Genomic DNA, 24,317 nt, shown 5'->3' with positions numbered 1-24,317 from the left:
GTTTGAGATGACTTCTGCGTTGTCCTCCACCCGGTTGCCTTGCGGCAACCGGGTTCTTGATTTGGCCCATACGCATGTCATGGGTATTCTCAATGTCACTCCTGATTCTTTTTCCGACGGTGGTCGTTTCAGCCAGCTTGACGCGGCACTGCGTCATGCCGAAGCGATGGTGGCTGCCGGCGCGACCCTGATTGACGTTGGGGGGAGTCGACCCGACCGGGTGCTCGGATTGTTTCTCCTCTCGAGGAATTGGAGCGAGTTGCACCAATTGTCGAGCGTATCGCTCGAGAGCTGGATGTGATCATCTCGGTTGATACTTCGACCCCGGCTGTGATGCGCGAGACTGCGCGCCTGGGGGCTGGGTTGATCAATGACGTGCGCTCCCTGCGGCGCGACGGTGCCCTGGATGCTGCGGCAGCTACCGGTTTGCCGGTGTGCCTGATGCATATGCTGGGTGAGCCCGGCAATATGCAGGACAACCCGCACTATGATGATCTTGTTGGTGAAGTGAGTGATTTTCTCGCTGAGCGGGTTGCATGCTGTGCTGCCGCGGGCATTACACCTGAGAGGATTATTCTTGATCCAGGGTTTGGCTTTGCCAAGACCCTGCAGCACAATCTAAGCCTGTTCAAACACATGCAGTCCCTGCATGCCCTTGGTCGACCCTTGTTGGTCGGTGTGTCGCGCAAGAGCATGATAGGCCTGGCCCTGAATCGTCCGGTGGGTGAGCGGTTGTACGGTGGTCTCGCACTGGCTGCACTGGCAGTGACCAAGGGAGCGCGCATTTTGCGTGTGCATGACGTCGCCGAAACGGTCGACGTCGTGCGTATGATCGCTGCTGTAGAATCGGCCGAATAAGAATGATGGAGCACTTATGACTAAAAAATACTTTGGTACCGACGGTATCCGTGGTCGGGTCGGCGAGTTTCCGATTACGCCTGATTTCATGCTCAAGCTGGGGTGGGCGGCGGGCATGGCGTTCCGCAGCATGGGCGCGTGCCGTATTCTGGTGGGCAAGGACACGCGGATCTCCGGGTATATGTTCGAGTCCGCGCTGGAGGCTGGTTTGTCTGCGGCGGGTGCTGATGTCATGTTGCTGGGGCCAATGCCGACGCCGGCGATCGCGTACCTGACGCGCACCTTTCATGCCGAAGCCGGTATCGTTATCAGTGCGTCGCACAACCCCCATGATGACAACGGCATCAAGTTCTTCTCGGGGCAGGGCACCAAGCTGCCTGATGAGATCGAGTTGATGATCGAAGAGCTCCTGGATGCACCGATGACGGTGGTCGAGTCCGGCAAGTTGGGCAAGGTATCGCGTATTAACGACGCCTCTGGCCGTTATATTGAATTCTGCAAGAGCAGTGTGCCAAGCAGCACCAATTTTGCCGGGTTGAAAATTGTTGTCGACTGCGCCCATGGTGCGACCTACAAGGTGGCGCCAAGCGTCTTCAAGGAATTGGGCGCGGACGTGACGGTGCTGTCTGCCCAGCCTAACGGGTTGAATATCAACGAAAACTGCGGCTCCACTCACATGGAGCAGTTGCAGGCGGCAGTGCTGGCTGAGCATGCTGATCTTGGCATTGCCTTTGATGGCGATGGCGACCGCGTCCTGATGGTGGATCACACTGGCACAGTGGTTGACGGTGATGACTTGCTGTTCATCATTGCCCGTGACCTGCATGAGCGTAACAAGCTGCAGGGTGGTGTCGTCGGTACATTGATGAGCAACCTCGGGCTTGAACTGGCGCTGGCGGAACTTGGGATCCCCTTTGTTCGTGCCAATGTCGGTGACCGTTATGTGATCGCCGAGCTGCTTGAGCGTAACTGGCAGGTGGGCGGCGAGAACTCGGGGCATATCGTTTGCTTCCAGCACACCACCACGGGCGACGCAATTATTGCCGCGCTGCAGGTGTTGCTGGCGTTGCGCCGTCGCGAGGAAAGCCTGGCCCAGGCGCGTCAGGCTTTGCGCAAATGCCCGCAAGTATTGCTCAACGTGCGCTTTGCTGGGGGCGAAAGCCCGATCGAGCATCCGGCTGTCAAAGAAGCTTGCGAGCGTGTGACCCTGGCAATGGCGGGGCGTGGGCGAGTGTTGTTGCGCAAGTCCGGCACAGAGCCTCTGGTGCGGGTCATGGTCGAAGGTGAGGACGAAACACAGGTTCGCGGCCATGCTGAAGACCTGGCAAAACTGGTAACTGAAGTTTGCGTCTGAATTCGGCTTGCCAGTGATGATGTGGTTGGGTAACATCTGCGCCCACTTTGACCGACGAGGTACAGCATGCGTCGCACTATGGTAGCTGGTAACTGGAAGATGCACGGTACCCGCGCCAGTGTCGCTGAGCTGATCAACGGCCTTCGTCATCTGGCCTTGCCTAGCGGTGTTGATGTCGCGGTTTTCCCGCCTTGCTTGCATATCACCCAAGTGGTCGATGGCTTGAAGGGTAAGTCGATTCAGGTCGGTGCGCAGAATTCTGCGGTGGAAGCCATGCAAGGTGCTCTGACGGGGGAGATTGCGCCCAGTCAGTTGGTCGATGCGGGTTGTTCCTATGTGCTCGTCGGGCACTCCGAGCGCCGTCAGATGATGGGCGAGCGTGATGGGACGCTCAATCGCAAGTTCGCAGCGGCACAGGCTTGTGGCTTGATTCCAGTGTTGTGCATTGGGGAAACCCTTGAGCAGCGTAAATCAGGCAAAACTCTTGAGGTTGTCTCGCGTCAGCTGGGCAGCATCATCGAGGAGCTGGGTGTGGGGGCGTTTGCAAAAGCAGTTATTGCTTACGAGCCGGTCTGGGCCATTGGTACCGGGCTGACTGCTTCACCGCAACAGGCGCAGGATGTGCACGCCGCCATCCGCGCACAGTTGGCGGCAGAGAATTCTGAGGTCGCACAAGGTGTGCGGCTTCTATACGGCGGCAGCGTGAAGGCGGCCAATGCGGCCGAACTGTTCGGCATGCCGGATATCGATGGGGGGCTCATTGGTGGAGCCTCCCTGAATGCAGATGAGTTCGGTGCGATCTGTCGCGCCGCGGGAAACTGAAAAAATGCTGGAAACAGTCGTAGTCGTTTTTCATCTGTTGGCTGCCCTGGGCGTAGTTGCCCTGGTTTTGTTGCAACAGGGTAAAGGTGCGGATGCTGGTGCGTCTTTCGGTGCAGGTGCTTCAAATACTGTATTCGGAAGCCAAGGTTCCTCTACCTTTCTTAGTAAGTTTACTGCTATACTTGCCGCCGGTTTCTTCATAACCAGCTTAGGGTTAGGTTACTTTGCTAAAGAGAAAGCTCATGTGCTGACTCAAGCAGGTTTGCCAAATCCGGCAGTGTTGGAAGTGCCAAAGGCAAAACCGGCTTCTGATGATGTCCCGGTGCTTCAAGAGCAAAAGTCGGCTACTCCAGCGACTGACGTACCTCCAGCTCAAGAGCAGAAGTAAGAAGGGTTGTAAGCGCTGTATTGCCGAGGTGGTGGAATTGGTAGACACGCAACCTTGAGGTGGTTGTGCCCATAGGGTGTAGGGGTTCGAGTCCCCTTCTCGGTACCAATTATCAGGAGAGCCCGCTGTTGCGGGCTTTCTTGTAGGTGGAAGGTTACATTGACCCTGTAAGGGATCGGTCGTATACTTCCGCCCCAGCTTTGTCGCGGGGTGGAGCAGTCTGGTAGCTCGTCGGGCTCATAACCCGAAGGTCGTCGGTTCAAATCCGGCCCCCGCAACCAGTTTTAGCGGAGCCCCTTTTAAGGGGCTTTTTGTTAGCTGGATACTTTCAACGCCGCTGTTCGACGGCGTTTCAAGGATGGGCGTTTCGCCCATTTTTTTATTTTGCACAGCATGCACATACATGCACGAGGGGGTTCAGGTGTCGAGCAAGCTAGAAGAGTTGCAGGCCTTGCTGGCCCCGGTGGTCGTGGCCCTAGGCTATGAATGCTGGGGTATTGAGTTTTCGGCTCAAGGTCGCCACTCAATGTTGCGCGTTTATATCGATAAAGAGGGCGGCGTGCTGGTGGACGATTGTGCCATTGTCAGCCGTCAGATCAGCGGTGTCCTGGATGTTGAAGATCCAATCTCCGTTGAATACACCCTCGAAGTTTCCTCGCCAGGCATGGAACGCCCACTGTTCACTATTGATCAGTTTGCAAAATTTGCCGGTGAACAAGTGAAGATCAAGCTGCGATCTCCTTTTGAAGGGCGACGCAACTTTCAGGGCCTTCTGCGCGGTGTAGAAGAGCAGGACGTAGTGGTGCAGGTAGAAGACCATGAGTTCCTGTTGCCGATCGATATGATCGACAAGGCCAACATTATTCCCAGTTTTGACTGAGACGCGGATCCCGCGGATCCAATGGCTTGCGAAAGGCGAGGCGTACGATGAGCAAAGAAGTACTGCTGGTTGTTGAGTCGGTATCCAATGAAAAGGGCGTACCGGCAAACGTGATTTTTGAAGCGTTGGAGCTGGCCCTGGCCACTGCTACCAAAAAACGTTTTGAAGACGAAGTTGATCTGCGTGTGGAAATCAACCGCCACACCGGTGCCTATGAGACTTTTCGTCGCTGGACGGTCGTCGAAGAGGCCGACCTTGATGATCCGGCCATTGAAACCTGGCCGAGCAAGGCTGCTGAAACGCACCCTGGCGCCAAGGTCGGTGATGTGGTCGAAGAAAAGATCGAGTCGATCGAGTTCGGTCGTATTGCTGCACAGACCGCCAAGCAGGTCATCGTGCAGAAAGTTCGCGAAGCTGAGCGCGCTCAAGTCGTTGACGCCTACCGCGAGCGCCTGGGTGAAATCATCTCCGGCACCGTGAAAAAAGTCACCCGCGACAACGTGATCGTCGACCTGGGCAACAACGCCGAAGCGTTGCTGGCCCGCGAAGACATCATTTCTCGCGAAACCTTCCGTGTCGGCGTGCGTCTGCGTGCGCTGCTCAAGGAAATCCGCACCGAGAACCGTGGTCCTCAGTTGATCCTGTCGCGTACCGCTCCGGAAATGCTGATCGAGCTGTTCCGTATCGAAGTGCCGGAAATCGCCGAAGGCCTGATCGAAGTCATGGCTGCGTCCCGCGACCCGGGCTCACGCGCCAAGATCGCGGTCCGCTCCAAGGACAAACGCATCGACCCGCAGGGCGCTTGCATTGGTATGCGCGGTTCGCGCGTCCAGGCAGTGTCGGGTGAATTGGGTGGCGAGCGTGTGGACATCGTCCTCTGGGACGATAACCCGGCGCAGTTCGTGATCAACGCCATGTCGCCAGCTGAAGTGGCGGCGATTATCGTTGACGAAGATGCCCATGCAATGGACATCGCCGTTGGCGCAGACAATCTGGCTCAGGCCATCGGTCGTGGTGGTCAGAACGTGCGTCTGGCCAGCCAACTGACCGGCTGGACCCTGAACGTGATGACCGAATCGGACATCCAGGCTAAGCAGCAAGCTGAAACCGGTGACATCCTGCGCAACTTCATCGACGAGCTGGAAGTCGACGAAGATTTGGCACAGGTGCTGGTAGATGAAGGCTTCACCAGCCTGGAAGAGATTGCCTACGTACCGTTGGAAGAAATGCTCAACATCGACGGCTTTGACGAAGACACCGTCAACGAGCTTCGCGCTCGGGCCAAGGATCGTTTGTTGACTAAAGCCATCGCTACTGAGGAAAAGCTGGCAGACGCCCATCCGGCCGAAGACCTGCTCTCGCTTGAGGGTATGGACAAGGATTTGGCGATGGAACTGGCGGTGCGCGGCGTAATTACCCGCGAAGACCTGGCCGAGCAGTCTATTGACGATCTGCTCGACATCGACGGCATTGACGATGATCGTGCCGGCAAGTTGATCATGGCCGCCCGAGCCCATTGGTTCGAGTAATTAGGCGCGGCCTGAGGAGAGAAGTGCATGACGCAAGTCACGGTGAAACAACTGGCCGATGAGGTCAAAACACCGGTAGAGCGCCTGTTGCAGCAGATGCGTGAGGCAGGTCTGCCGCACACCGCCGCCGATGAAGGTGTGAGCGATAGTGAGAAGCAGTCTTTGCTGACTCACTTGAAGAGCAGCCACAAGGCGAAAGTGGAAGAACCGCGCAAGATTACATTGCAGCGCAAAACCACCAGCACACTGCGTGTTGCTGGTAGCAAGAGCATCAGCGTTGAAGTACGCAAGAAGAAAGTCTTCGTACAGCGCAGCCCGGAAGAAATCGAAGCCGAGCGCAAACGCGAGCTGGAAGAACGTCGCGCAGTAGAAAATGCTGCTCGTCAGAAGGCTGAAGAAGAAGCCAAGCGTCGCGCCGAAGAAGAAGCGCGTCGCCAGCCTGCTGCTGCGCAACCTGCTGCCACTGAAGCGGTCGCTGCGCCAGGTGCGCCTGTAGAAGCTGTGCGCGAGGCCGCTCCGGTTGCCGCTGCTCCAGCACCTGCCGCCGATGCTCGCAAGCGCGAAGAACCTCGTCGCCCGGACAAACCACGTGCCGACGATAACAGTCGTCGTGGCGGTGGTGGCGATGGTGAGCGTAAAAACGCTCCGCATCGCGCTTCGGTCAAAGAGAAAGCGCCTGCGCCACGCGTTGCCCCACGTACTACCGACGAAGAAAGCGATGGCTTCCGTCGCGGTGGTCGCGGCAAGGCCAAGCTGAAGAAGCGCAACGCTCACGGTTTCCAGAGCCCAACCGGCCCTGTCGTGCGTGAAGTGAAGATTGGCGAGACCATCACTGTGGGCGATCTGGCCCAGCAGATGTCGGTCAAGGCTGCTGAAATCATCAAGTTCATGTTCAAGCTGGGCACTCCAGCCACCATCAACCAGGTACTGGATCAGGAAACTGCCCAACTGGTTGCTGAAGAGCTGGGCCACAAAGTGACCCTGGTCAGCGACACCGCTCTGGAAGATTCCCTGGCTGAGTCCCTGAAGTTTGAAGGCGAGGCCGTTTCCCGTGCTCCGGTCGTGACTGTAATGGGTCACGTTGACCACGGTAAAACGTCCCTGCTCGACTACATCCGTCGTGCCAAGGTGGCTGCTGGCGAAGCTGGCGGTATCACCCAGCACATCGGTGCTTACCACGTTGAAACCGACCGCGGCATGGTGACGTTCCTCGACACCCCAGGTCACGCTGCGTTTACCGCAATGCGTGCCCGTGGTGCCAAGGCGACCGACATCGTGATCCTGGTGGTTGCCGCAGACGACGGCGTGATGCCGCAAACCATTGAAGCCGTTCAGCATGCCAAGGCTGCTGGCGTACCGTTGGTGGTTGCGGTGAACAAGATCGACAAGCCGGGCGCTGATCTCGATCGCATCCGCAGCGAACTGTCGGTTCACGGTGTGACTTCCGAAGAATGGGGTGGTGACACTCCATTCGTACCGGTCTCGGCGAAGATGGGTACCGGCGTTGACGAACTGCTCGAAGCCGTTCTGTTGCAAGCCGAGGTTCTGGAATTGACCGCTACCCCATCGGCTCCTGGCCGTGGTGTCGTAGTTGAGTCCCGCCTCGACAAGGGCCGTGGCCCGGTTGCAACCGTGCTGGTGCAAGACGGTACCCTGCGCCAGGGCGACATGGTGCTGGTCGGTTCGAACTACGGCCGTGTACGTGCCATGCTCGACGAGAACGGCAAGTCCATCAAGGAAGCCGGTCCGGCCATCCCTGTCGAGATTCTCGGCCTGGACGGAACCCCGGATGCTGGCGACGAGATGAGCGTGGTGGCCGACGAGAAGAAAGCCCGTGAAGTGGCTCTGTTCCGTCAAGGCAAGTTCCGCGAAGTCAAGCTGGCCCGTGCTCACGCCGGCAAGCTGGAAAACATCTTCGAGAACATGGGCCAGGAAGAGAAGAAGACGCTTAACATCGTCCTCAAATCTGACGTTCGTGGTTCCCTCGAAGCGTTGAACGGCGCCTTGAATGGCCTGGGTAACGACGAAGTGCAAGTGCGTGTTGTCGGTGGCGGTGTCGGTGGTATCACCGAGTCCGACGCCAACCTGGCACTGGCTTCCAACGCTGTACTGTTCGGCTTCAACGTGCGTGCCGATGCTGGCGCTCGCAAGATCGTCGAGCAGGAAGGCCTGGACATGCGTTACTACAACGTCATCTACGACATCATCGAAGACGTCAAGAAAGCCCTTACCGGCATGCTTGGCAGTGACGTCCGGGAGAACATCCTGGGTATCGCCGAAGTGCGTGACGTGTTCCGCTCGCCGAAATTCGGCGCGATCGCCGGTTGCATGGTTGTCGAAGGCACCGTGCACCGTAACCGTCCAATCCGTGTACTGCGTGAAGACATCGTTATCTTCGAAGGCGAGCTGGAATCCCTGCGCCGCTTCAAGGATGACGCTTCCGAAGTGCGTGCCGGCATGGAATGCGGCATCGGCGTCAAGAGCTACAACGACGTCAAGGTGGGCGACAAGATCGAAGTATTCGAGAAGGTTCAGGTTGCTCGCAGCCTCTAACTCGCGCACTTCAGGAGCCACGCAGGGTGTGGGCATGCACATGCCCCACGCCGCGTCAGGACTCTAAACGCAACGCCCGGTCTGGCTTTTGTCAGGCCGGGCGTTTGCCGCTTTCAGACCCCACGGGTTTCACCGTGTGGCAGTAACAGGTAACAAGACATGGCAAAAGAATACAGCCGTACCCAGCGTATCGGCGATCAGATGCAGCGCGAGCTGGCTCAACTGATTCGTCGCGAAGTTAAAGACCCGCGCGTTGGCCTGGTCACCATCACCGCCGTTGAAGTGAGCCGTGACGTCGGTCACGCAAAGATCTTCATCACCGTGATGGGCCAGGACAACAGCGAAGAAATCGCACAAAGCATCAAGGTGCTCAACTCGGCAGCAGGGTTCCTGCGCATGCAGTTGGCCCGTGAGATGAAGCTGCGCAGCGTTCCGCAGCTGCATTTCCACTATGACGAAAGTGTCGTGCGTGGCGCGCACCTGTCGGCACTGATCGAGCGTGCAGTGGCTGAAGACAGCCAACACCCGTCGACACCTGAAGACGCCAAGGAGTAAGCGGTGGCTCAGGTCAAACGTATCCGTCGCAATGTCAGCGGCATCATTTTGCTCGATAAGCCCATTGGTTTTACGTCCAATGCCGCGTTGCAGAAGGTTCGCTGGTTGCTCAACGCCGAGAAGGCCGGGCACACCGGCAGCCTCGATCCATTGGCCACCGGCGTATTGCCATTGTGCTTTGGCGAGGCGACCAAGTTCTCGCAATACCTGCTCGACTCCGACAAGGGTTATGAAACCCTGATGCAACTGGGCAAAACCACCACCACGGCGGATGCTGAAGGTGATGTTTTGCAGGTTCGCGACGTGACCGTTGGTCGTGCTGATATCGAGGCTGCCTTACCCGCTTTTCGTGGGCAAATCAGTCAGATACCGCCGATGTACTCGGCCCTCAAGCGCGATGGGCAGCCCCTTTACAAGCTGGCACGCGCGGGCGAAGTGGTGGAGCGCGAACCGCGTTCTGTTACTATTGCCCGGCTGGAACTGCTCGCCTGCGAAGGCGACACCGCTCGCTTGGCCGTAGACTGCAGCAAAGGCACCTATATCCGTACCCTGGTGGAAGATATTGGTGAAAAGCTCGGTTGCGGTGCATACGTTGCAGAACTGCGACGCACCCAGGCAGGGCCTTTCAGCCTGGCCCAGACAGTTACGCTGGAAGAGTTGGAGGCGGTACACGCCGAAGGCGGCAATGAAGCGGTTGATCGCTTCCTGATGCCATCGGACAGTGGGCTGCTGGATTGGCCACTGCTGCACTTCTCGGAGCACAGCGCGTTCTACTGGCTCAACGGCCAGCCGGTACGCGCACCGGATGCCCCGAAGTTCGGCATGGTGCGGGTACAAGATCATAACGGTCGCTTTATCGGTATCGGTGAAGTGAGCGAAGACGGGCGCATCGCGCCGCGTCGACTGATTCGGTCAGAATGACCGAACGAGTGTGGCTGTTAACAGGCATGGTCAACACTCATTTTTAGATACAGGGATTTGTCCCTGGCCTGTTGAAACCGCCCTTTGGGTGGTTTCCTGAAAGAAGGATTGCCTCATGGCTCTCGACGTTCAAGAAAAAGCACAAATCGTAGCTGACTACCAGCAAGCTGTTGGTGACACTGGTTCGCCAGAAGTGCAAGTTGCACTGCTGACCCACAACATCAACAAGCTGCAAGGTCACTTCAAGGCCAACGGTAAAGATCACCACTCCCGTCGTGGTCTGATCCGCATGGTAAACCAGCGTCGTAAGCTGCTGGATTACCTGAAAGGCAAGGATCTGGGTCGTTATCAGGCTCTGATCGGTCGCCTGGGTCTGCGTCGCTAATAAGCGATTGCGCTAGAGGTTGGTTGTCTGCCGTGTGTCAGTGGGATTCCCGCTGGCTCATGGTAGGCTCCCAGCCTCAAGTTTTATCTGGATACACGTTTTACCCCTGGACAAGGGTTGGGCCGATTCCCGACATTGCCCAAGAATTTCGCAAGAAGACAAGTTCCCCCAAGAGCCACAAAGAAGGTAGGACACCGTGAACCCGGTTATCAAAAAATTCCAGTTCGGTCAGTCGACCGTTACCCTCGAGACAGGCCGTATCGCCCGTCAAGCCTCCGGCGCAGTGCTGGTTACCGTTGACGATGACGTCACCGTATTGGTGACCGTTGTTGGCGCCAAGACCGCTGATCCGAGCAAGGGCTTCTTCCCTCTGTCCGTTCACTACCAGGAAAAAACTTACGCTGCCGGTAAGATCCCTGGCGGTTTCTTCAAGCGCGAAGGTCGTCCTTCCGAGAAAGAAACCCTGACTTCCCGACTGATCGACCGTCCGATCCGTCCGCTGTTCCCGGAAGGCTTCATGAACGAAGTGCAGGTTGTCTGCACCGTCGTTTCCACCAGCAAGAAGACCGATCCGGACATCGCTGCGATGATCGGTACCTCGGCGGCCCTGGCCATCTCCGGCATTCCTTTCGATGGCCCGATCGGCGCTGCTCGCGTTGCGTTCCACGAAAGCACCGGCTACCTGCTGAACCCGACTTACGAGCAACTGAAAGCTTCGAGCCTGGACATGGTCGTTGCCGGTACTTCGGAAGCCGTACTGATGGTTGAATCGGAAGCCAAAGAGCTGACCGAAGACCAGATGCTGGGCGCTGTACTGTTTGCTCACGACGAGTTCCAGGTTGTGATCAACGCGGTCAAGGAACTGGCCGCCGAAGCCGCCAAGCCAACCTGGACCTGGGCAGCAGCCCCGGAAGCCACCGAGCTGCTGGGTGCTATCCGCGCCGAGTTCGGCGAGGCGATCTCCCAGGCCTATACCATCACCGTCAAGGCCGACCGTTACGCTCGTCTGGGTGAGCTGAAGGACCAGGTTGTGGCCAAGCTGTCCGGCGAAGAAGGCCAGCCTTCCGCCAGCGACGTCAAAGCTGCATTCGGTGAAATCGAATACCGCACCGTCCGCGAAAACATCGTTAACGGCAAGCCACGTATCGACGGCCGCGACACCCGCACCGTGCGCCCGCTGAACATCGAAGTCGGCGTTTTGCCGAAGACTCACGGTTCGGCCCTGTTCACCCGTGGTGAAACCCAGGCCCTGGTAGTGGCGACCCTGGGTACTGCCCGTGACGCACAGTTGCTGGACACCCTGGAAGGCGAGAAAAAAGACCCCTTCATGCTGCACTACAACTTCCCGCCGTTCTCGGTGGGCGAGTGTGGTCGCATGGGCGGTGCTGGCCGTCGCGAAATCGGTCACGGCCGTCTGGCGCGTCGTTCGGTCCAGGCCATGCTGCCGGCTGCTGACGTATTCCCGTACACCATCCGTGTTGTCTCGGAAATCACCGAGTCCAACGGCTCCAGCTCCATGGCTTCCGTTTGCGGTGCTTCCCTGGCTCTGATGGACGCCGGTGTGCCGATGAAGGCACCGGTTGCCGGTATCGCCATGGGCCTGGTTAAAGAAGGCGAGAAGTTCGCCATCCTGACCGACATCCTGGGTGACGAAGACCACCTGGGCGATATGGACTTCAAAGTAGCCGGTACTGCCAAAGGTGTGACCGCGCTGCAGATGGACATCAAGATCAAAGGCATCACCGAAGAAATCATGGAGATCGCTCTGGGCCAAGCCTTGGAAGCGCGCCTGAACATCCTCGGCCAGATGAACCAGATCATTGGTCAGTCGCGTACCGAGCTGTCGGAAAATGCTCCGACCATGATCGCGATGAAAATCGACACCGACAAAATCCGTGATGTCATCGGTAAAGGTGGCGCGACCATTCGTGCGATCTGCGAAGAGACCAAGGCTTCGATCGATATCGAAGACGACGGCTCGATCAAGATCTTCGGCGAAACCAAGGAAGCCGCAGAAGCCGCGCGTCAGCGCGTTCTGGGCATCACCGCCGAGGCCGAGATCGGTAAGATCTACGTGGGTAAGGTTGAGCGCATCGTCGACTTCGGCGCATTCGTCAACATCCTGCCGGGCAAAGACGGTCTGGTTCACATCTCCATGCTGAGCGACGCTCGCGTTGAAAAAGTGACCGACATTCTGAAAGAAGGCCAGGAAGTGGAAGTGCTGGTACTGGACGTGGACAACCGCGGTCGTATCAAGCTATCCATCAAGGACGTAGCAGCAGCCAAAGCTTCGGGCGTTTAATTACCCAAGGCTTTACGCTGAAAAAAGGACTCTGCGGAGTCCTTTTTTTATGCCTGCAAGAAAGTGCCTGAAAATCAGGTGTTTAATAACCGCCAAAAGCCGCAACTTGCATGCAGGTGCGCCGCACTTCATGCAAGTTGCACGATTCCGGATTTCCTTTCATTTAGTAACCAATTGATTTTAAAGGTTTTATTTTGGTCCTCTGACTTGGCACATTGCCTGCAATATCCCTGTTAACGCTGCAGCATCAAGGTTCACACACTGCAGACTTTCAATAAAACAGGAGTTACTCGTATGAAGAAGTTCGCTCTCGCTACCGCAACGGCTACCGCTTTGACCCTGGCTATGGCTAACGCTGCATTTGCCCAGCCTACCCAGGCGCCAATGACTCTGGCTGCCGGTGAAATGACCAAGGCCAAAGAGTCCACTTCGGATACCTGGATCACCACCAAAGTCAAAGCTGACTTGCTGACTGAAAAAGGCATTCCAGGCTCGGACATCAAGGTTGAGACCAACAAAGGCGTGGTTTCCCTGTCTTCGGACGTAGCTATCTCGGACGCGCAGAAAGCGACTGCTGTAGCGATCACCAAGAAAATCAAAGGTGTGACTGCCGTATCCGCTGATGGTCTGATGGCTGGTGGCGCGACCAAGGCTGATGGTATCGACAAAACCAAAGGCGCAGCCGCTGATGCAAAGGGCGCAACCAGTGACACTTGGATCACTACCAAAGTGAAAGCTGACCTGGTTACCGAGAAGGGCATTCCGGGCACCGACATCAAGGTCGAAACCAACAAAGGCGTCGTATCCCTGTCGTCGGCTACTGCCGTGACTGAATCGCAGAAAGCGACCGCTGTGGCGATCACCAAGAAAATCAAAGGCGTTAAAGCTGTATCGGCCGATGGCCTGAAAGCAGAATAACGTCTAACAATTCGTTTGAACGAGTGGCGGCGGCGCGTGAGTTAGTTATCCACTCAATGCACCTCTAAGGTTCATGCGACCGACCACACGGATGTGGTCATTACAGGCCCCGGCACTTGTGTCGGGGCCTGTTCTATTTGGGGCTGGGTGCTTTTTTGCAGTTACTCGGCATCCAGATGCATTGGCGTAACCACTCGGCCATCTTTCTCTGCCTGGCCCAGTTGCGCGTCAATGAAATAGACCCGGTCATCTTCCAATTGCGCTTTATCCACCAGGTAGTCCTTGATCGTGCTCGCACGGTCCTGGCCCAGTTGGCGCAATAGTACGTCACTGCCGCTCCAGAACGTGATCACGCCTTCCTTGAGCTTGGCCGAACGGTCATCACGGTTGAGCTCTTTCCATTCTGCCGGCGGTTGCTGTTTCAAACGCGTGCGGTAGATACCTTCAAGCAAAGCAGCCTTTTCGCTTTCCGGGACTTGCAGCAGGGAGGCTTGGGCCGGGACTTTGTCACCACGGCGTTGCAGCATTTTGTAGTAGTTGTATTGATATTCCCGTTCCAGGCGCTGGGCGGCCAGGAAAGGGCCGTCGCTGCTGGCTGCGGCGGTGCCTTCGATTTCCAGGCGCAGGGCAGGCCGTTCTTTCAGCGCTTTGGCCAAGGTATTCAGGGCGCCCTCGGCGTCTTTGTTCAGTTCGCTGGAGCCTGGCGCGAACGACACGCTGCCCAGGTCCTCCGATCCCCCACCGGTAACCAGCCCGCCAATAAACTTGAACGGTGCGCTGGCCGCGCGTACCACCAGGTTGCGCAGGGTCTGCCATACAATCGGCATCACGCTGAATTGCGGGTTGTTCAAGTCGCCGCTGACCGGAAGCTCGATCGAGATCTTGCCATCACTGTCTTTAAGCAGGGCAATTGCCAGGCGGATCGGTAAGTCGACGGCGTCGGCGCTGTCGACTTTCTCACCCAGTTGCAATTGCTCGACCACCACTTTGTTTTCGGCCTTCAACTGGCCCTTGGTAATGACGTAGTGCAGGTCGAGGTTGAGGCGGCCTTTGCGGATACGGAAACCGGCGAACTTGCCCGAGTAGGGCGTCAGGGTGGTCAGCTCGACACGTTTGAAACTGGTGGCGATGTCCAGCGCCGCCATCGGGTCGAACGGGTTTACGCTGCCTTTGATGGTGACCGGTGCATAGCGGTCCACCTTGCCCTTGATATCCACGCTGGCCGGTTTGGCCTGGCGACTGTCGATGGTGCCGATCTGCCCGTTGAGCTGTTGAATCGCCGTCGCGAAGTTGGGGGTGAGGCTGAAGTCGGCAAAGTTGGCCGAACCGTCGTTGATCGCGATCTGGCCGATATGAATGCCCAGGGGTTTTTCTTTGCTCGCGGCAGGTTTGGCTGCGGGCTTGGCGCCACTGTCGGCGGGCTGCGGGATCAGCAAGTCGTCGATGTTGGTGGTGCGGTCATCGTTGATCATGAAGCGTGCATACGGTTGCAGCAGGTTGACCTTGTCGATCGACAGGCTGTCGCCGTGCTGGTAATTCACGCCTTCGAGTACCAGGCGCTGCCATTTGAGGAAGTCGCGGGTCTTGAGCGTATCAAGGGTGTGCAACTGGTCGACCTGCGCGCGGCCGGTGATCTGCAGTGCCAGGGGATCGGTGCTTTTCAGGTTGACGTCAAGATCGCTGCCAAGCATGCCGCTACGCAGTTCCAGCCGAATGAACGGGCTGATATAGGACTGGGCGACCCGCAGGTCGATGTCCTGGGTGTTCACTTTCAGCTTGGCGCTGACAGGGTTGAGGTTGACCTGGCCACTTGCCTGGATCTTGCCTTGCTTGCCCAGGCCGCTGTCGACCTTGAGGGTAAATGGGCTCTGGTTGAGGCTATCGAAATTCTGCACATCGACGTTCAACGGGCCCAGTTCCAGCGCCACCGCAGGCTTGGCCTGGCGGTCAGCCAGGTGCACTTGATAGTTGCGCAGTTGCACGTCCTTGAGCAGCACTTGCCAGGGTTTGCTCGGTGCGGCGGGTTCAGGTTTTGGCGAGTCCGCGGTGGCCGGTGCAGTGGCTGGCTCCGGCGCCTTGGCCGGCTTGCGGGGTTGGCCGGCGAACAGTTTCTGCCAATCCAACTGGCCATCGGCTTCACGGGCAGCCCAGGTTTCCAGTTTGTTGCTGCGGATCTTGCCGACCACCACCTGCTGCTTGGCCAAGTCCACCGTGGTGTCGCTGATGTCCAAACGCTCCAGGCGTACCAGCGGCCGCCCATCCGGTGCCTTGATAGCGAACGGCGCGATGCTGGCGGCGGTGTTGGTCAGGTTCAACTTGGTCTCGTTGGCCAGGCTGAAGGTGTACTCGGTACTGAAGTCGAGCACACCGTTCTCAAGCACCAGCGGCAAGGCGTCGCGCACATACGGCCACCAGGCTTTCATCTTGCCGCCGGTGACTTTCAACGTACCTTCGGAAGTGATCGGCACCAGGCTGACATTGCCTTTCCAGTCGATGCGCCCACCTTCGGGGCCGGCGGCCACCAAGGTCATGTCCGCATTGTCTTCTGGCAGCGTGCTGAGGTTCTTCAGCTCGAAGTCGAGTGTGTCGTAGAGAAATTCGATGGGTTCGCTGGGGCGCAGGTCCTGGAAGTGTACATAACCGCCCGCCAGCTGGATGCCATCGATACGCAGCGGGAACGGCTTGGCCTCTGGATCGGCCGGGGTGGGCTCGCTCGGCGGCAGCTTGAACAGCTGCGCCAAGTTCAATTGGCCTGACTTGTCGAACAGCAACTCGGTCTTGGGCTTGTCCAGTTGCACATCTGCCAGGTGCAGGGCGCGGGTCCACAGGCTGTCGATCTGCAGGTTGGCATAAAGCCGCTCGAAGCCCAGCTGTTCCTTGCCGGGTTCGCCGATCTTCAAGCCCCATGCGGTGACTTCCAGGCTGAACGGGTTGAGCTCGATTCGTTCGATCCGGGCCGGCACCGTGGCGTAATGGGCCAACTGTTGGTTGGCTATGCGAAGGGCGATGCCAGGGAGAATCAAAAAGCCCAGCAAGCTGTACAACGCAAGGGCGGTCAACAAGGCGCCTGCGGCGCGAATCAATCCTTTGGGCATGGGGCGGCGCCATCTATGTCAAACAGGAGTGCCTTGGAGTATGGCACGGGTTTTCGGTTCCGAAGAACCGCGCCTTTCAGACGAATCTCACAGCTGCAGGATCAGGGTTTTCAACGGTGGCTGCTGATCTTGCGAAGGGAAGTCGGCCCCTGGCGTCATCACTGTGCAGTCACGCACCGGGCGCCCGGCTTTCTCCGCGCAGCGCAGGACCTGTTCGCGCCAATCCTCCATGCTGACCTTTGCCAGATTGTTGCAGCAGATCAGTACGCCATCGTCGGCGGTAGCAAGCAGCGCGGGTTTGAGCAGGCTTTGGTAGTCGCGCAGCAGGTCGACGGTGCCGAATGCGCTCTTGGCCCATGCCGGCGGGTCAAGCAATACCAGGTCGTATTGGCATTGCTCAAGGCGTGGATAGCTTGGCAGTTTCTGCCCGCGACGCTGGGTGATCGGCAAGCCCGCCAGTTGGCGAATCGCCGGGAAGTAATCCGATTGCACGAAGGTCATGGTTGGCAATTGCGGGTTGAGCAGGCCGTTTTCACGACCGACCGCCAGGTTGCCCTCGGCGAAGTCCAGGTTGCACACTTCGCGCGCGCCACCGGCGGCGGCGCTCAGGCCGACGCCACAGGTGTAGGCGAAGAGGTTCAACACGCTTTTGCCGGCGCTGTGGTCCTTGACCCAGCCACGGGTGTTGCGCAGGTCGAGGAACAGCAATGGATCCTGCCCGGCATGGCGCCCGCGTACACGGTAATTGAGGCCCCACTCGTGGCCGACCAGGTCTTCCAGCGCAGCGGGTTCGGCGCGGTATACCGAGTCCTCGCGATCAATCCGCGAGTTACCCCGGGAGCGGTCGTTGTAAACCAGCAGCAGTTCCAGACCCATGTACTGGTTGATCCGTTGGTGCAGGTCCAGGAGGTCCGTGGCTTCCAGCGTCTGGTAGAAGCTCTGCACCAGCAGCTGCGGGCCATAGCGGTCGATGGTCAGGCCACCGGCGCCTTCCTGGCTGCCATGGAACAGCCGATAGCAATCGGTGCCTTGGGCGTGCAGTTCGCGGATCAGGTCTTGGCGATGATCGAGGGCGGCGCGCAGCGCCTGATTCAAGGAAGACATGGGGCGCGCCTTGCTAAGTAGATGGGGCCAATGAGGGCGCGGAGTTTAACAGCTATGGAGCCATGCCTACACCAACCCCATACGCCGGTGCGCACGCTGCACCGATCCATTGCGCATTGCCCAGCGTAACAATGGCGCGCTGCGTCTGACCCCGGCGCGCACCATCTGGCGCTGCAGCGGGCTTTGGTGCTGGTCGAGCATGGCGCTGGCCCAATCCGGCAGCAGGTCGATCCCGGCTTGCATCATCAGGGTTCCAAAAGGCTTGGCCAGGGTGCTGGGCGAGGGCGCATTCAGCAGCAGGCGCAGCACTTCTCGACTGCGCTCGTCGCACAGCAGTTGCGGGCGGATACGCGTCAGATAATCGGCAATTTCCTGCCGTGAGCGTGGCACTTGTCGCGCGCCCAATTGTTCGGCGACCAGGGCAATCTCACTGTAGTAACGATCCTGGTCGCGCCCCGAGAGGTGTGGGTTGCGGTAGCGCAGGTGGGCGGCGAGAAAGTTGCTCACCTCCGCCACATGCACCCAGGTCAGCAGGTCTGGATCGCTGGCCGCGTAAGGCCGCCCATCCGGGGCGTGGCCAACCACCTGCAAGTGAATGGTGCGCACTTTGTCGATCAGCCATTCGGCGTCTTTACGCGAGCCGAAGGTGGTGCCGGAAATGAACTGCGAGGTGCGACGCAAGCGTCCGAGCATGTCCTGGCGAAAATTGGAATGGTCCCACACCCCTGCCAGAGCCAAGGGGTGCAAGGCTTGCAGCATCAGGGCGCTGATGCCGCCGATGAGCATGCTGCTGAAGTCGCCGTGAACTTGCCAACTGACCGAGTCGGGACCGAACAGGCCTGGATCGCCCTTGGGGTTTTCCAGGTCCAGTTGGCCCAATGAAAGGCCGGTGAGGCTCATCAACTGGGTTTCGATGCGGCTGCGGATAAATTCCATGGCGACTCAGGGTTTCCTAGCGGTTCAGGCGTTTGTCGATCAGGCCGTCCACTACGCTGGGGTCGGCCAGGGTCGAGGTGTCACCCAGGCTGTCCAGTTCGTTGCAGGCGATCTTGCGCAAAATACGCCGCATGATCTTGCCGGAACGTGTTTTCGGCAGGGCCGGCGCCCATTGGATCAGTTCCGGCTTGGCAAAGCTGCCGATTTCCTTGCTGACCAGCTCCAGCAGGTGTTTTTTCAATGCATCGCTGGGCTCCACGCCATTCATCGGCGTGATGAAGGCATAGATACCCTGGCCTTTGACATCGTGGGGGTAGCCGACCACGGCGGCTTCGGCTACCTGGTCATGCAGCACCAGGGCGCTCTCCACCTCGGCGGTGCCGATACGGTGGCCGGACACATTGATCACATCGTCGATGCGGCCGGTGATCCAGTAGTCGCCGTCTTCATCGCGTCGCGCGCCATCACCGGTGAAGTAGTAACCGGGATAGGGTTTGAAATAGGTGTCGATCATGCGCTGCGGATCGCCGTAGACGCTACGAATCTGCCCCGGCCAACTGGCCTTGATCGCCAATACGCCACTGCCTGCGCCGCTGATGACCTTGCCTTGTTCATCGAGCAGCACCGGCTGCACGCCAAACATCGGCTGGGTGGCGCAGCCCGGCTTGATCCGTTGGGCACTGACCAGTGGGCTGAGCATGATGCCGCCGGTTTCGGTCTGCCACCAGGTGTCGACGATGGGGCAGCGCTGCTCGCCGACGGCGTTGAAGTACCAATCCCAGGCCTCTGGGTTGATCGGCTCGCCGACGCTGCCGAGCAAGCGCAGGCTGGCGCGGGAGGTGGTTTCCAGCGGGCCGTGGCCTTCGCGCATCAATGCGCGCAAAGCGGTCGGCGCGGTGTAGAAGATGTTTACCTGATGCTTGTCGATCACCTGCCAGAAGCGCGAGCTGTCCGGGTAGCTCGGCACGCCCTCGAACATCAGAGAGGTGGCGCCATTGGCCAGCGGCCCATACACGATGTAGCTGTGGCCGGTGACCCAACCTACGTCGGCGGTACACCAGAACACTTCGCCATCGCGGTAGTCGAGCACGTACTTGAAGGTCATTGCCGCTTGCAGCAGGTAGCCCCCGGTGGTGTGCAGCACGCCCTTGGGTTTGCCGGTGCTGCCGGAGGTGTAGAGGATGAACAGCGGGTCTTCGGCGTCCATCGGTTCGGGTGGGCAATCGTCGCTCGCGGCGTCCACGGCCTGTTGATACTTGAGGTCGCGGCCTTCACTCCAGTTCACGGCCGCACCGGTGCGCTCAACCACCACCACGGTGCTGACATTCGGGCAACTGGCCAAGGCTTTGTCGACATTCTGCTTGAGTGCCACGGCCTTGCCGCCGCGCACGCCTTCGTCGGCGGTGATCACGGTGCGGCAGTCGGCATCCAGGATGCGATCGCGCAGGGCGTCCGGCGAGAACCCTCCGAACACCACCGAATGCACGGCGCCAATCCGTGTGCAGGCCAGCATGGCGTAGGCCGCTTCCGGGATCATCGGCATATAGATGCACACGCGGTCGCCTTTTTCCACGCCACGGCTTTTCAGCACATTGGCCAGGCGACAGACGTTCTGGTGCAGTTGGCGGTAAGTGATTCTTGAAGATTTTGTCGGATCATCGCCTTCCCAGATGAAGGCCGGCTGATCGGCGCGCTGGGCCAGGTGACGGTCGATGCAGTTGTAGCTGACGTTCAATTGGCCGCCGGCAAACCACTGGGCGGCGCCCGTCTTGATGTCTGACTGCTGCACGGTGTGCCACGGTGTTATCCAGTCGAGAAAGCGCTTGGCCTGTTCGGCCCAGAAGGTGTCCGGCTGTTCGATGGATTGGCGATAGAGGCGCTGGTAGTCCTCTTGACTGAGTTGCGCAGCCCGGCGGACGGCATCGGCGGTGGGAAACGTGCTGATATCGAACATGAGCGATCCTTATTCTTGTTTTTGCGACAAGTGATAAAGATGCACCCTGTGTGGGGAGGGTTCAAGGCCAACGTCCAAACGCACGTTGGCCTTGCGAGTACCTGGATCAGCCGCGGTGACGACCGCGGAAGTAATTGATCAGGCCCTGGGTCGAGGCGTCTTCGGCCACGCTTTCTTCGGCGCCGGTCAGGCGGTTGTACACGCCTTTGCCCAGCTCCTTGCCCAGCTCCACGCCCCATTGGTCGAAGGCGTTGATGCCCCAGATCACGCTCTGCACGAACACTTTATGCTCATACATCGCCACCAGGGCACCCAAGCGTCGCGGGCTGATACGTTCGACCACAAGGGTGTTGCTCGGACGGTTGCCCGGGATCACCTTGTGCGGTGCCAGCTTCTGCACGTCGTCTTCCGCAATGCCTTTGTCGCGCAGCTCGGCTTCGGCTTCGCTGCGGGTCTTGCCGAGCATCAGCGCCTGGCTCTGGGACAGGCAGTTGGCGTACAGCCATTGATGGTGGTCGGACACCGGGTTGAAGCTGACGATCGGCACGATAAAGTCGGCCGGGATCAGTTGGGTGCCTTGGTGCAGCAACTGGTGGTACGCGTGCTGACCGTTGCAGCCCACGCCACCCCAGATCACTGGGCCGGTATCGGTGGACACGGGTTTACCGTCCTGGCGCACGCTCTTGCCGTTGGATTCCATGTCCAACTGTTGCAAGTGCTTGGTGATGTTACGCAGGTAGTGGTCGTACGGCAGGATCGCATGGCTCTGGGCACCCCAGAAGTTGCCGTACCACACCCCCAGCAGGCCGAGCAGCACCGGCATGTTGTCTTCGAACGGTGCGTTCTGGAAATGCTGGTCCATGGTGTAGGCACCGGACAGCAGTTCCTTGAAGTTGGACATGCCGATGGCCAGGGCAATTGGCAGACCGATGGCCGACCACAGCGAGTAACGGCCGCCGACCCAGTCCCACATAGGGAAGATGTTTTCTTCGCGGATACCGAAGGCCACGGCTGCCGCGTTGTTGCTCGATACGGCGATGAAGTGGCGGTACAACTCGGCTTCCGAGCCCCCCTGGGCCAGGTACCAGGCGCGGGCGGCCTGGGCGTTTTTCAGGGTTTCAAGGGTGTTGAAAGACTTCGACGAGACGATAAACAGCGTGGTCTCGGCGCGCAGCTTCATGGTCAGTTCGTGGAACTCGCTGCCGTCGATGTTCGCCAGGTAGTGGCAGCGCACGCCTTTATGGGCGTAGGACAACAGCGCTTCGGAAACCAGCTCCGGGCCGAGGAACGAGCCACCGATGCCGATGTTCACCACGTCGGTGATCGGCTTCTCGGTGTAGCCGCGCCACAGGCCGTCGTGGATGCGGCCAACCAGGTCGGTGATCTGGTTCAGCACCTTGTGCACGTCGGGCATGATATTCACGCCATTGACCGACAGCTTGTCGCCCACCGGGCGGCGCAAGGCAGTGTGCAGGGCAGGGCGGCCTTCGGACGAGTTGACCGGCTCGCCGGCGTACAGCGCGTTGATCGCGTCTTTGAGGCCGACTTCCTTGGCCAGCGCCACCAGCAGGTCACGGGTTTCGCTGGTGATCAGGTTTTTCGAGTAATCGAGGAAAAGTCCGCAGCTGCTCAGGGTGAATTGGGAAAAACGCTGGGGATCGGCATTGAACGCTTCGCGCATGCTGAAATCCTGCATGGCTTGGCGATGTTGATTGAGCGCTTGCCAGGCGGGCAGAGCGGTAACGTCATGAGGGGTGCGGTAGTACGCCATCGCTGCGGGTTTCCTTTTATTACGGGGACTGCCTTTAGGACACTTCAAAGCCCGGAACATCCAGTCTGATATCAAGGATTGGGTTCCAGGCAGCGCTAACCTTAGCGCCGGGCGATTACATTAAACCTAGCGTGTCGATATGTCTTGGCTTTGTCTGCGCTGTGGCCGGTACTTTTTTATACCGGCACAGCCTTCAGGGCAACAGGCGAGCTGTTCAGAGGGGGTCAGTTGAGGTTCAGGTGCAGGTTGTCGATGAGGCGCGTCGTGCCGAGAAAGGCGGCTACCAGAATCACAATGTCCCGATCTTCAGGTGTGGCCGGGCGCAGGTGCACCCCCTGGCGCACTTCGAGGTAATCCAGGCGCAACCCGGCGGCTTCGATCTGCTGCACCTGTTCGGCGCGCAGCGTGGCGAAGTCGTGGTCACCGCCTTTAATGGCGGCGGCAATCTGGCTGAGGCTGCGGTAGAGCACGGGCGCGATTGCGCGTTCTTGTTCGCTGAGGAATCCGTTGCGTGAAGACAGCGCCAGGCCGTCGTCGGCGCGCACGGTGGGCTCCCCGACGATCTGGATCGGTATGTTCAGGTCATGGACCATGGCGCGGATGACCGCCAGTTGCTGGTAATCCTTTTGGCCAAACACCGCGATGTTCGGCTGGACCATGTTGAACAACTTGCTGACCACCGTGGCCACGCCCTCAAAGTGCCCGGGGCGGCTGGCGCCGCACAGGCCTTCGGACAGTTGCGGGACGCTGACACGGGTTTGGCCGGTCATGCCGCCGGGGTACATTTCCTCGACGGTCGGTGCGAACAGCAGGTTGCAGCCGGCTTGCAGGAGCTTTTCCTGGTCGGCGGCCAGGGTGCGCGGGTATTTATCCAGGTCTTCGCCAGCGCCGAATTGCAGGGGGTTGACGAAGATACTCGCGACGACGAAGTCGGCCTGCTGCACGGCTTTGGTTACCAGGGCGGCATGGCCGCTGTGCAGGTTGCCCATGGTGGGCACGAAGCCGACGCGTTTGCCGGCTTTGCGGGCATGGGCGACAGCCGCCCGCAGTTCACGTACGGTTTTTACGGTGTTCATGCAGAAAATCCGTGTTCGGCGCCCGGGAAGGTCACGCCTTTGACTTCGGCGACGTAAGCACTCAATGCGGCGTGGATGCTGTCCTGGCCGGCCATGAAGTTCTTCACGAACTTCGGCACGCGCCCGGTCATCGACAGGCCGAGCATGTCGTGCAATACCAGCACCTGGCCATCGGTGGCCGAGCCTGCGCCAATGCCGATCACTGGCACTTTGACGGCCTGGGTGATTTCCGCCGCCAGTTCGCTGGGCACGCATTCGAGCAGGATCATCGCTGCACCTGCCTGTTCCAGGGCAATGGCATCGGCCCGCATCTGGCGCGCCTGGGCTTCGTTGCGGCCTTGCACCTTATAGCCACCGAGGATGTTCACTGACTGCGGCGTGAGGCCCATATGCGCGCACACCGGCACACCGCGTTCAGCCAGCAGACGAATCGATTCGGCGAGCCATACGGCGCCTTCCACCTTGATCATGTGCGCACCGGCGCGCATCAGCTTGCCGGCGTTCTGGAAGGTTTGTTCGAGGGTGGCGTAATCCATGAACGGCAGGTCGGCGATGATGAAGGCGCCGTCGTTGCCGCGCTTGACGCTGGCGGTGTGGTAGGCGAGTTCGTCGGTGGTCACCGGCAGGGTGCTGTCATTCCCTTGAAGAACCATGCCCAGGGAGTCGCCTACCAGCAGCACTTCAACCCCGGCCTGGCAGCTGGCTTGGGCGAAGGTGGCGTCGTAGCAGGTCAGCATGGTGATTTTTTCACCTTTGAGCTTGAGGCTCTGCAAGGTGGTCAGGGTAATGTCTGGCATGAAAAGGGTCCTCGTTCAGGCGCTTGGAAACTGCGAGTAACGCGCGTGAGTCTTCGTCTATACAGGCGCACCGTCTTGAGAGCAGTGCTTATATGGCCTGGATTGCGCCCTTCAGCGCC

18 protein-coding genes, 2 tRNA genes and 1 pseudogene are annotated in these 24,317 nt (G+C 59.1%); 14 read left to right on the top strand and 7 right to left on the bottom strand.

Annotated elements, in window-relative coordinates:
• The first annotated feature begins 7 nt into the window (after positions 1–7).
• The 14 genes and pseudogenes from folP (at position 8) to AB4O05_RS00190 (ending at position 13,465) form a co-directional block, all read left to right on the top strand.
• Positions 8–858, top strand: a pseudogene (gene folP, locus AB4O05_RS00255) (dihydropteroate synthase).
• A gap of 16 nt (positions 859–874) precedes the next feature.
• Positions 875–2,212 (top strand): phosphoglucosamine mutase, encoded by a 1,338-nt coding sequence (glmM, locus tag AB4O05_RS00250; protein ID WP_460133942.1) that lies wholly within the window; start codon positions 875–877, stop codon positions 2,210–2,212.
• 66 nt (positions 2,213–2,278) lie between these two features.
• On the top strand, positions 2,279–3,034 hold the full coding sequence (gene tpiA, locus AB4O05_RS00245; protein ID WP_460133944.1) for a triose-phosphate isomerase: 756 nt from the start codon (positions 2,279–2,281) through the stop codon (positions 3,032–3,034).
• A 4-nt stretch (positions 3,035–3,038) separates the two neighbouring features.
• Positions 3,039–3,422, top strand: coding sequence for a preprotein translocase subunit SecG (secG, locus tag AB4O05_RS00240; protein ID WP_003235031.1), 384 nt, complete (start codon positions 3,039–3,041; stop codon positions 3,420–3,422).
• A 22-nt stretch (positions 3,423–3,444) separates the two neighbouring features.
• Positions 3,445–3,530 (top strand) — tRNA-Leu (locus AB4O05_RS00235).
• Between the two features lie 96 nt (positions 3,531–3,626).
• A tRNA-Met gene (locus AB4O05_RS00230) sits at positions 3,627–3,703 on the top strand.
• 140 nt (positions 3,704–3,843) lie between these two features.
• Entirely contained in the window at positions 3,844–4,302 is a 459-nt protein-coding gene (gene rimP / locus AB4O05_RS00225) for a ribosome maturation factor RimP (protein ID WP_003235029.1), read from the top strand.
• A gap of 47 nt (positions 4,303–4,349) precedes the next feature.
• On the top strand, positions 4,350–5,831 hold the full coding sequence (gene nusA, locus AB4O05_RS00220; protein WP_460133947.1) for a transcription termination factor NusA: 1,482 nt from the start codon (positions 4,350–4,352) through the stop codon (positions 5,829–5,831).
• A 27-nt stretch (positions 5,832–5,858) separates the two neighbouring features.
• On the top strand, positions 5,859–8,384 hold the full coding sequence (gene infB / locus AB4O05_RS00215) for a translation initiation factor IF-2 (RefSeq protein WP_460133950.1): 2,526 nt from the start codon (positions 5,859–5,861) through the stop codon (positions 8,382–8,384).
• 159 nt (positions 8,385–8,543) lie between these two features.
• Complete coding sequence (rbfA, locus tag AB4O05_RS00210) at positions 8,544–8,939, top strand: 30S ribosome-binding factor RbfA (protein ID WP_003176137.1); 396 nt, start codon at positions 8,544–8,546, stop codon at positions 8,937–8,939.
• A gap of 3 nt (positions 8,940–8,942) precedes the next feature.
• Entirely contained in the window at positions 8,943–9,860 is a 918-nt protein-coding gene (gene truB / locus AB4O05_RS00205) for a tRNA pseudouridine(55) synthase TruB (RefSeq protein ID WP_014719950.1), read from the top strand.
• 115 nt (positions 9,861–9,975) lie between these two features.
• A complete protein-coding gene (rpsO, locus tag AB4O05_RS00200; protein ID WP_003176135.1) occupies positions 9,976–10,245 on the top strand; it encodes a 30S ribosomal protein S15 in 270 nt (89 codons plus the stop codon).
• 196 nt (positions 10,246–10,441) lie between these two features.
• Complete coding sequence (pnp, locus tag AB4O05_RS00195) at positions 10,442–12,547, top strand: polyribonucleotide nucleotidyltransferase (protein WP_460133951.1); 2,106 nt, start codon at positions 10,442–10,444, stop codon at positions 12,545–12,547.
• A 294-nt stretch (positions 12,548–12,841) separates the two neighbouring features.
• The gene (locus tag AB4O05_RS00190) at positions 12,842–13,465 is read left to right on the top strand and encodes a BON domain-containing protein (RefSeq protein ID WP_460133953.1); all 624 of its coding nucleotides are present in this window, start codon (positions 12,842–12,844) and stop codon (positions 13,463–13,465) included.
• Positions 13,466–13,626: 161 nt separating this feature from the next.
• Here the strand turns inward: AB4O05_RS00190 and AB4O05_RS00185 are convergent, their stop codons facing one another.
• The 7 genes from AB4O05_RS00185 to panB all read right to left on the bottom strand — a co-directional run bounded on the left by AB4O05_RS00185 (position 13,627) and on the right by panB (position 24,198).
• Positions 13,627–16,560, bottom strand: a complete 2,934-nt coding sequence (locus AB4O05_RS00185) for a DUF748 domain-containing protein (RefSeq protein ID WP_460133954.1) — start codon at positions 16,558–16,560, stop codon at positions 13,627–13,629.
• A gap of 87 nt (positions 16,561–16,647) precedes the next feature.
• Complete coding sequence (locus AB4O05_RS00180; protein WP_460133955.1) at positions 16,648–17,664, bottom strand: class I SAM-dependent rRNA methyltransferase; 1,017 nt, start codon at positions 17,662–17,664, stop codon at positions 16,648–16,650.
• A gap of 66 nt (positions 17,665–17,730) precedes the next feature.
• A complete protein-coding gene (locus tag AB4O05_RS00175) occupies positions 17,731–18,600 on the bottom strand; it encodes an oxygenase MpaB family protein (RefSeq protein ID WP_460133957.1) in 870 nt (289 codons plus the stop codon).
• 16 nt (positions 18,601–18,616) lie between these two features.
• Complete coding sequence (gene acs / locus AB4O05_RS00170) at positions 18,617–20,554, bottom strand: acetate--CoA ligase (protein ID WP_460133959.1); 1,938 nt, start codon at positions 20,552–20,554, stop codon at positions 18,617–18,619.
• A 106-nt stretch (positions 20,555–20,660) separates the two neighbouring features.
• Complete coding sequence (gene pgi, locus AB4O05_RS00165) at positions 20,661–22,325, bottom strand: glucose-6-phosphate isomerase (protein WP_460133960.1); 1,665 nt, start codon at positions 22,323–22,325, stop codon at positions 20,661–20,663.
• Positions 22,326–22,549: 224 nt separating this feature from the next.
• Complete coding sequence (panC, locus tag AB4O05_RS00160; protein ID WP_460133962.1) at positions 22,550–23,401, bottom strand: pantoate--beta-alanine ligase; 852 nt, start codon at positions 23,399–23,401, stop codon at positions 22,550–22,552.
• Positions 23,398–24,198: a 3-methyl-2-oxobutanoate hydroxymethyltransferase gene (panB, locus tag AB4O05_RS00155; RefSeq protein ID WP_460133963.1), complete on the bottom strand. Its 801-nt coding sequence runs from the start codon at positions 24,196–24,198 to the stop codon at positions 23,398–23,400. Before panB ends, panC begins: the two co-directional genes overlap by 4 nt.
• Positions 24,199–24,317 lie beyond the last annotated feature (119 nt).

Source organism: Pseudomonas sp. S1_G07, assembly GCF_054668565.1.
Note: the sequence above shows the minus strand (reverse complement) of the source record. Positions and strands in the feature narration are given on the sequence as shown.

What these genes read in the sequence shown, in the direction of transcription:
- glmM (WP_460133942.1), top strand. Translation starts at nt 875, where the DNA reads ATGACTAAAAAATACTTTGGTACCGACGGTATCCGTGGTCGGGTCGGC.
- pgi (WP_460133960.1), bottom strand. Translation starts at nt 22,325, where the DNA reads ATGGCGTACTACCGCACCCCTCATGACGTTACCGCTCTGCCCGCCTGG.
- panB (WP_460133963.1), bottom strand. Translation starts at nt 24,198, where the DNA reads ATGCCAGACATTACCCTGACCACCTTGCAGAGCCTCAAGCTCAAAGGT.
- nusA (WP_460133947.1), top strand. Translation starts at nt 4,350, where the DNA reads ATGAGCAAAGAAGTACTGCTGGTTGTTGAGTCGGTATCCAATGAAAAG.
- rpsO (WP_003176135.1), top strand. Translation starts at nt 9,976, where the DNA reads ATGGCTCTCGACGTTCAAGAAAAAGCACAAATCGTAGCTGACTACCAG.
- secG (WP_003235031.1), top strand. Translation starts at nt 3,039, where the DNA reads ATGCTGGAAACAGTCGTAGTCGTTTTTCATCTGTTGGCTGCCCTGGGC.
- rbfA (WP_003176137.1), top strand. Translation starts at nt 8,544, where the DNA reads ATGGCAAAAGAATACAGCCGTACCCAGCGTATCGGCGATCAGATGCAG.
- AB4O05_RS00175 (WP_460133957.1), bottom strand. Translation starts at nt 18,600, where the DNA reads ATGGAATTTATCCGCAGCCGCATCGAAACCCAGTTGATGAGCCTCACC.
- AB4O05_RS00190 (WP_460133953.1), top strand. Translation starts at nt 12,842, where the DNA reads ATGAAGAAGTTCGCTCTCGCTACCGCAACGGCTACCGCTTTGACCCTG.
- acs (WP_460133959.1), bottom strand. Translation starts at nt 20,554, where the DNA reads ATGTTCGATATCAGCACGTTTCCCACCGCCGATGCCGTCCGCCGGGCT.
- infB (WP_460133950.1), top strand. Translation starts at nt 5,859, where the DNA reads ATGACGCAAGTCACGGTGAAACAACTGGCCGATGAGGTCAAAACACCG.
- tpiA (WP_460133944.1), top strand. Translation starts at nt 2,279, where the DNA reads ATGCGTCGCACTATGGTAGCTGGTAACTGGAAGATGCACGGTACCCGC.
- panC (WP_460133962.1), bottom strand. Translation starts at nt 23,401, where the DNA reads ATGAACACCGTAAAAACCGTACGTGAACTGCGGGCGGCTGTCGCCCAT.
- AB4O05_RS00185 (WP_460133954.1), bottom strand. Translation starts at nt 16,560, where the DNA reads ATGCCCAAAGGATTGATTCGCGCCGCAGGCGCCTTGTTGACCGCCCTT.
- AB4O05_RS00180 (WP_460133955.1), bottom strand. Translation starts at nt 17,664, where the DNA reads ATGTCTTCCTTGAATCAGGCGCTGCGCGCCGCCCTCGATCATCGCCAA.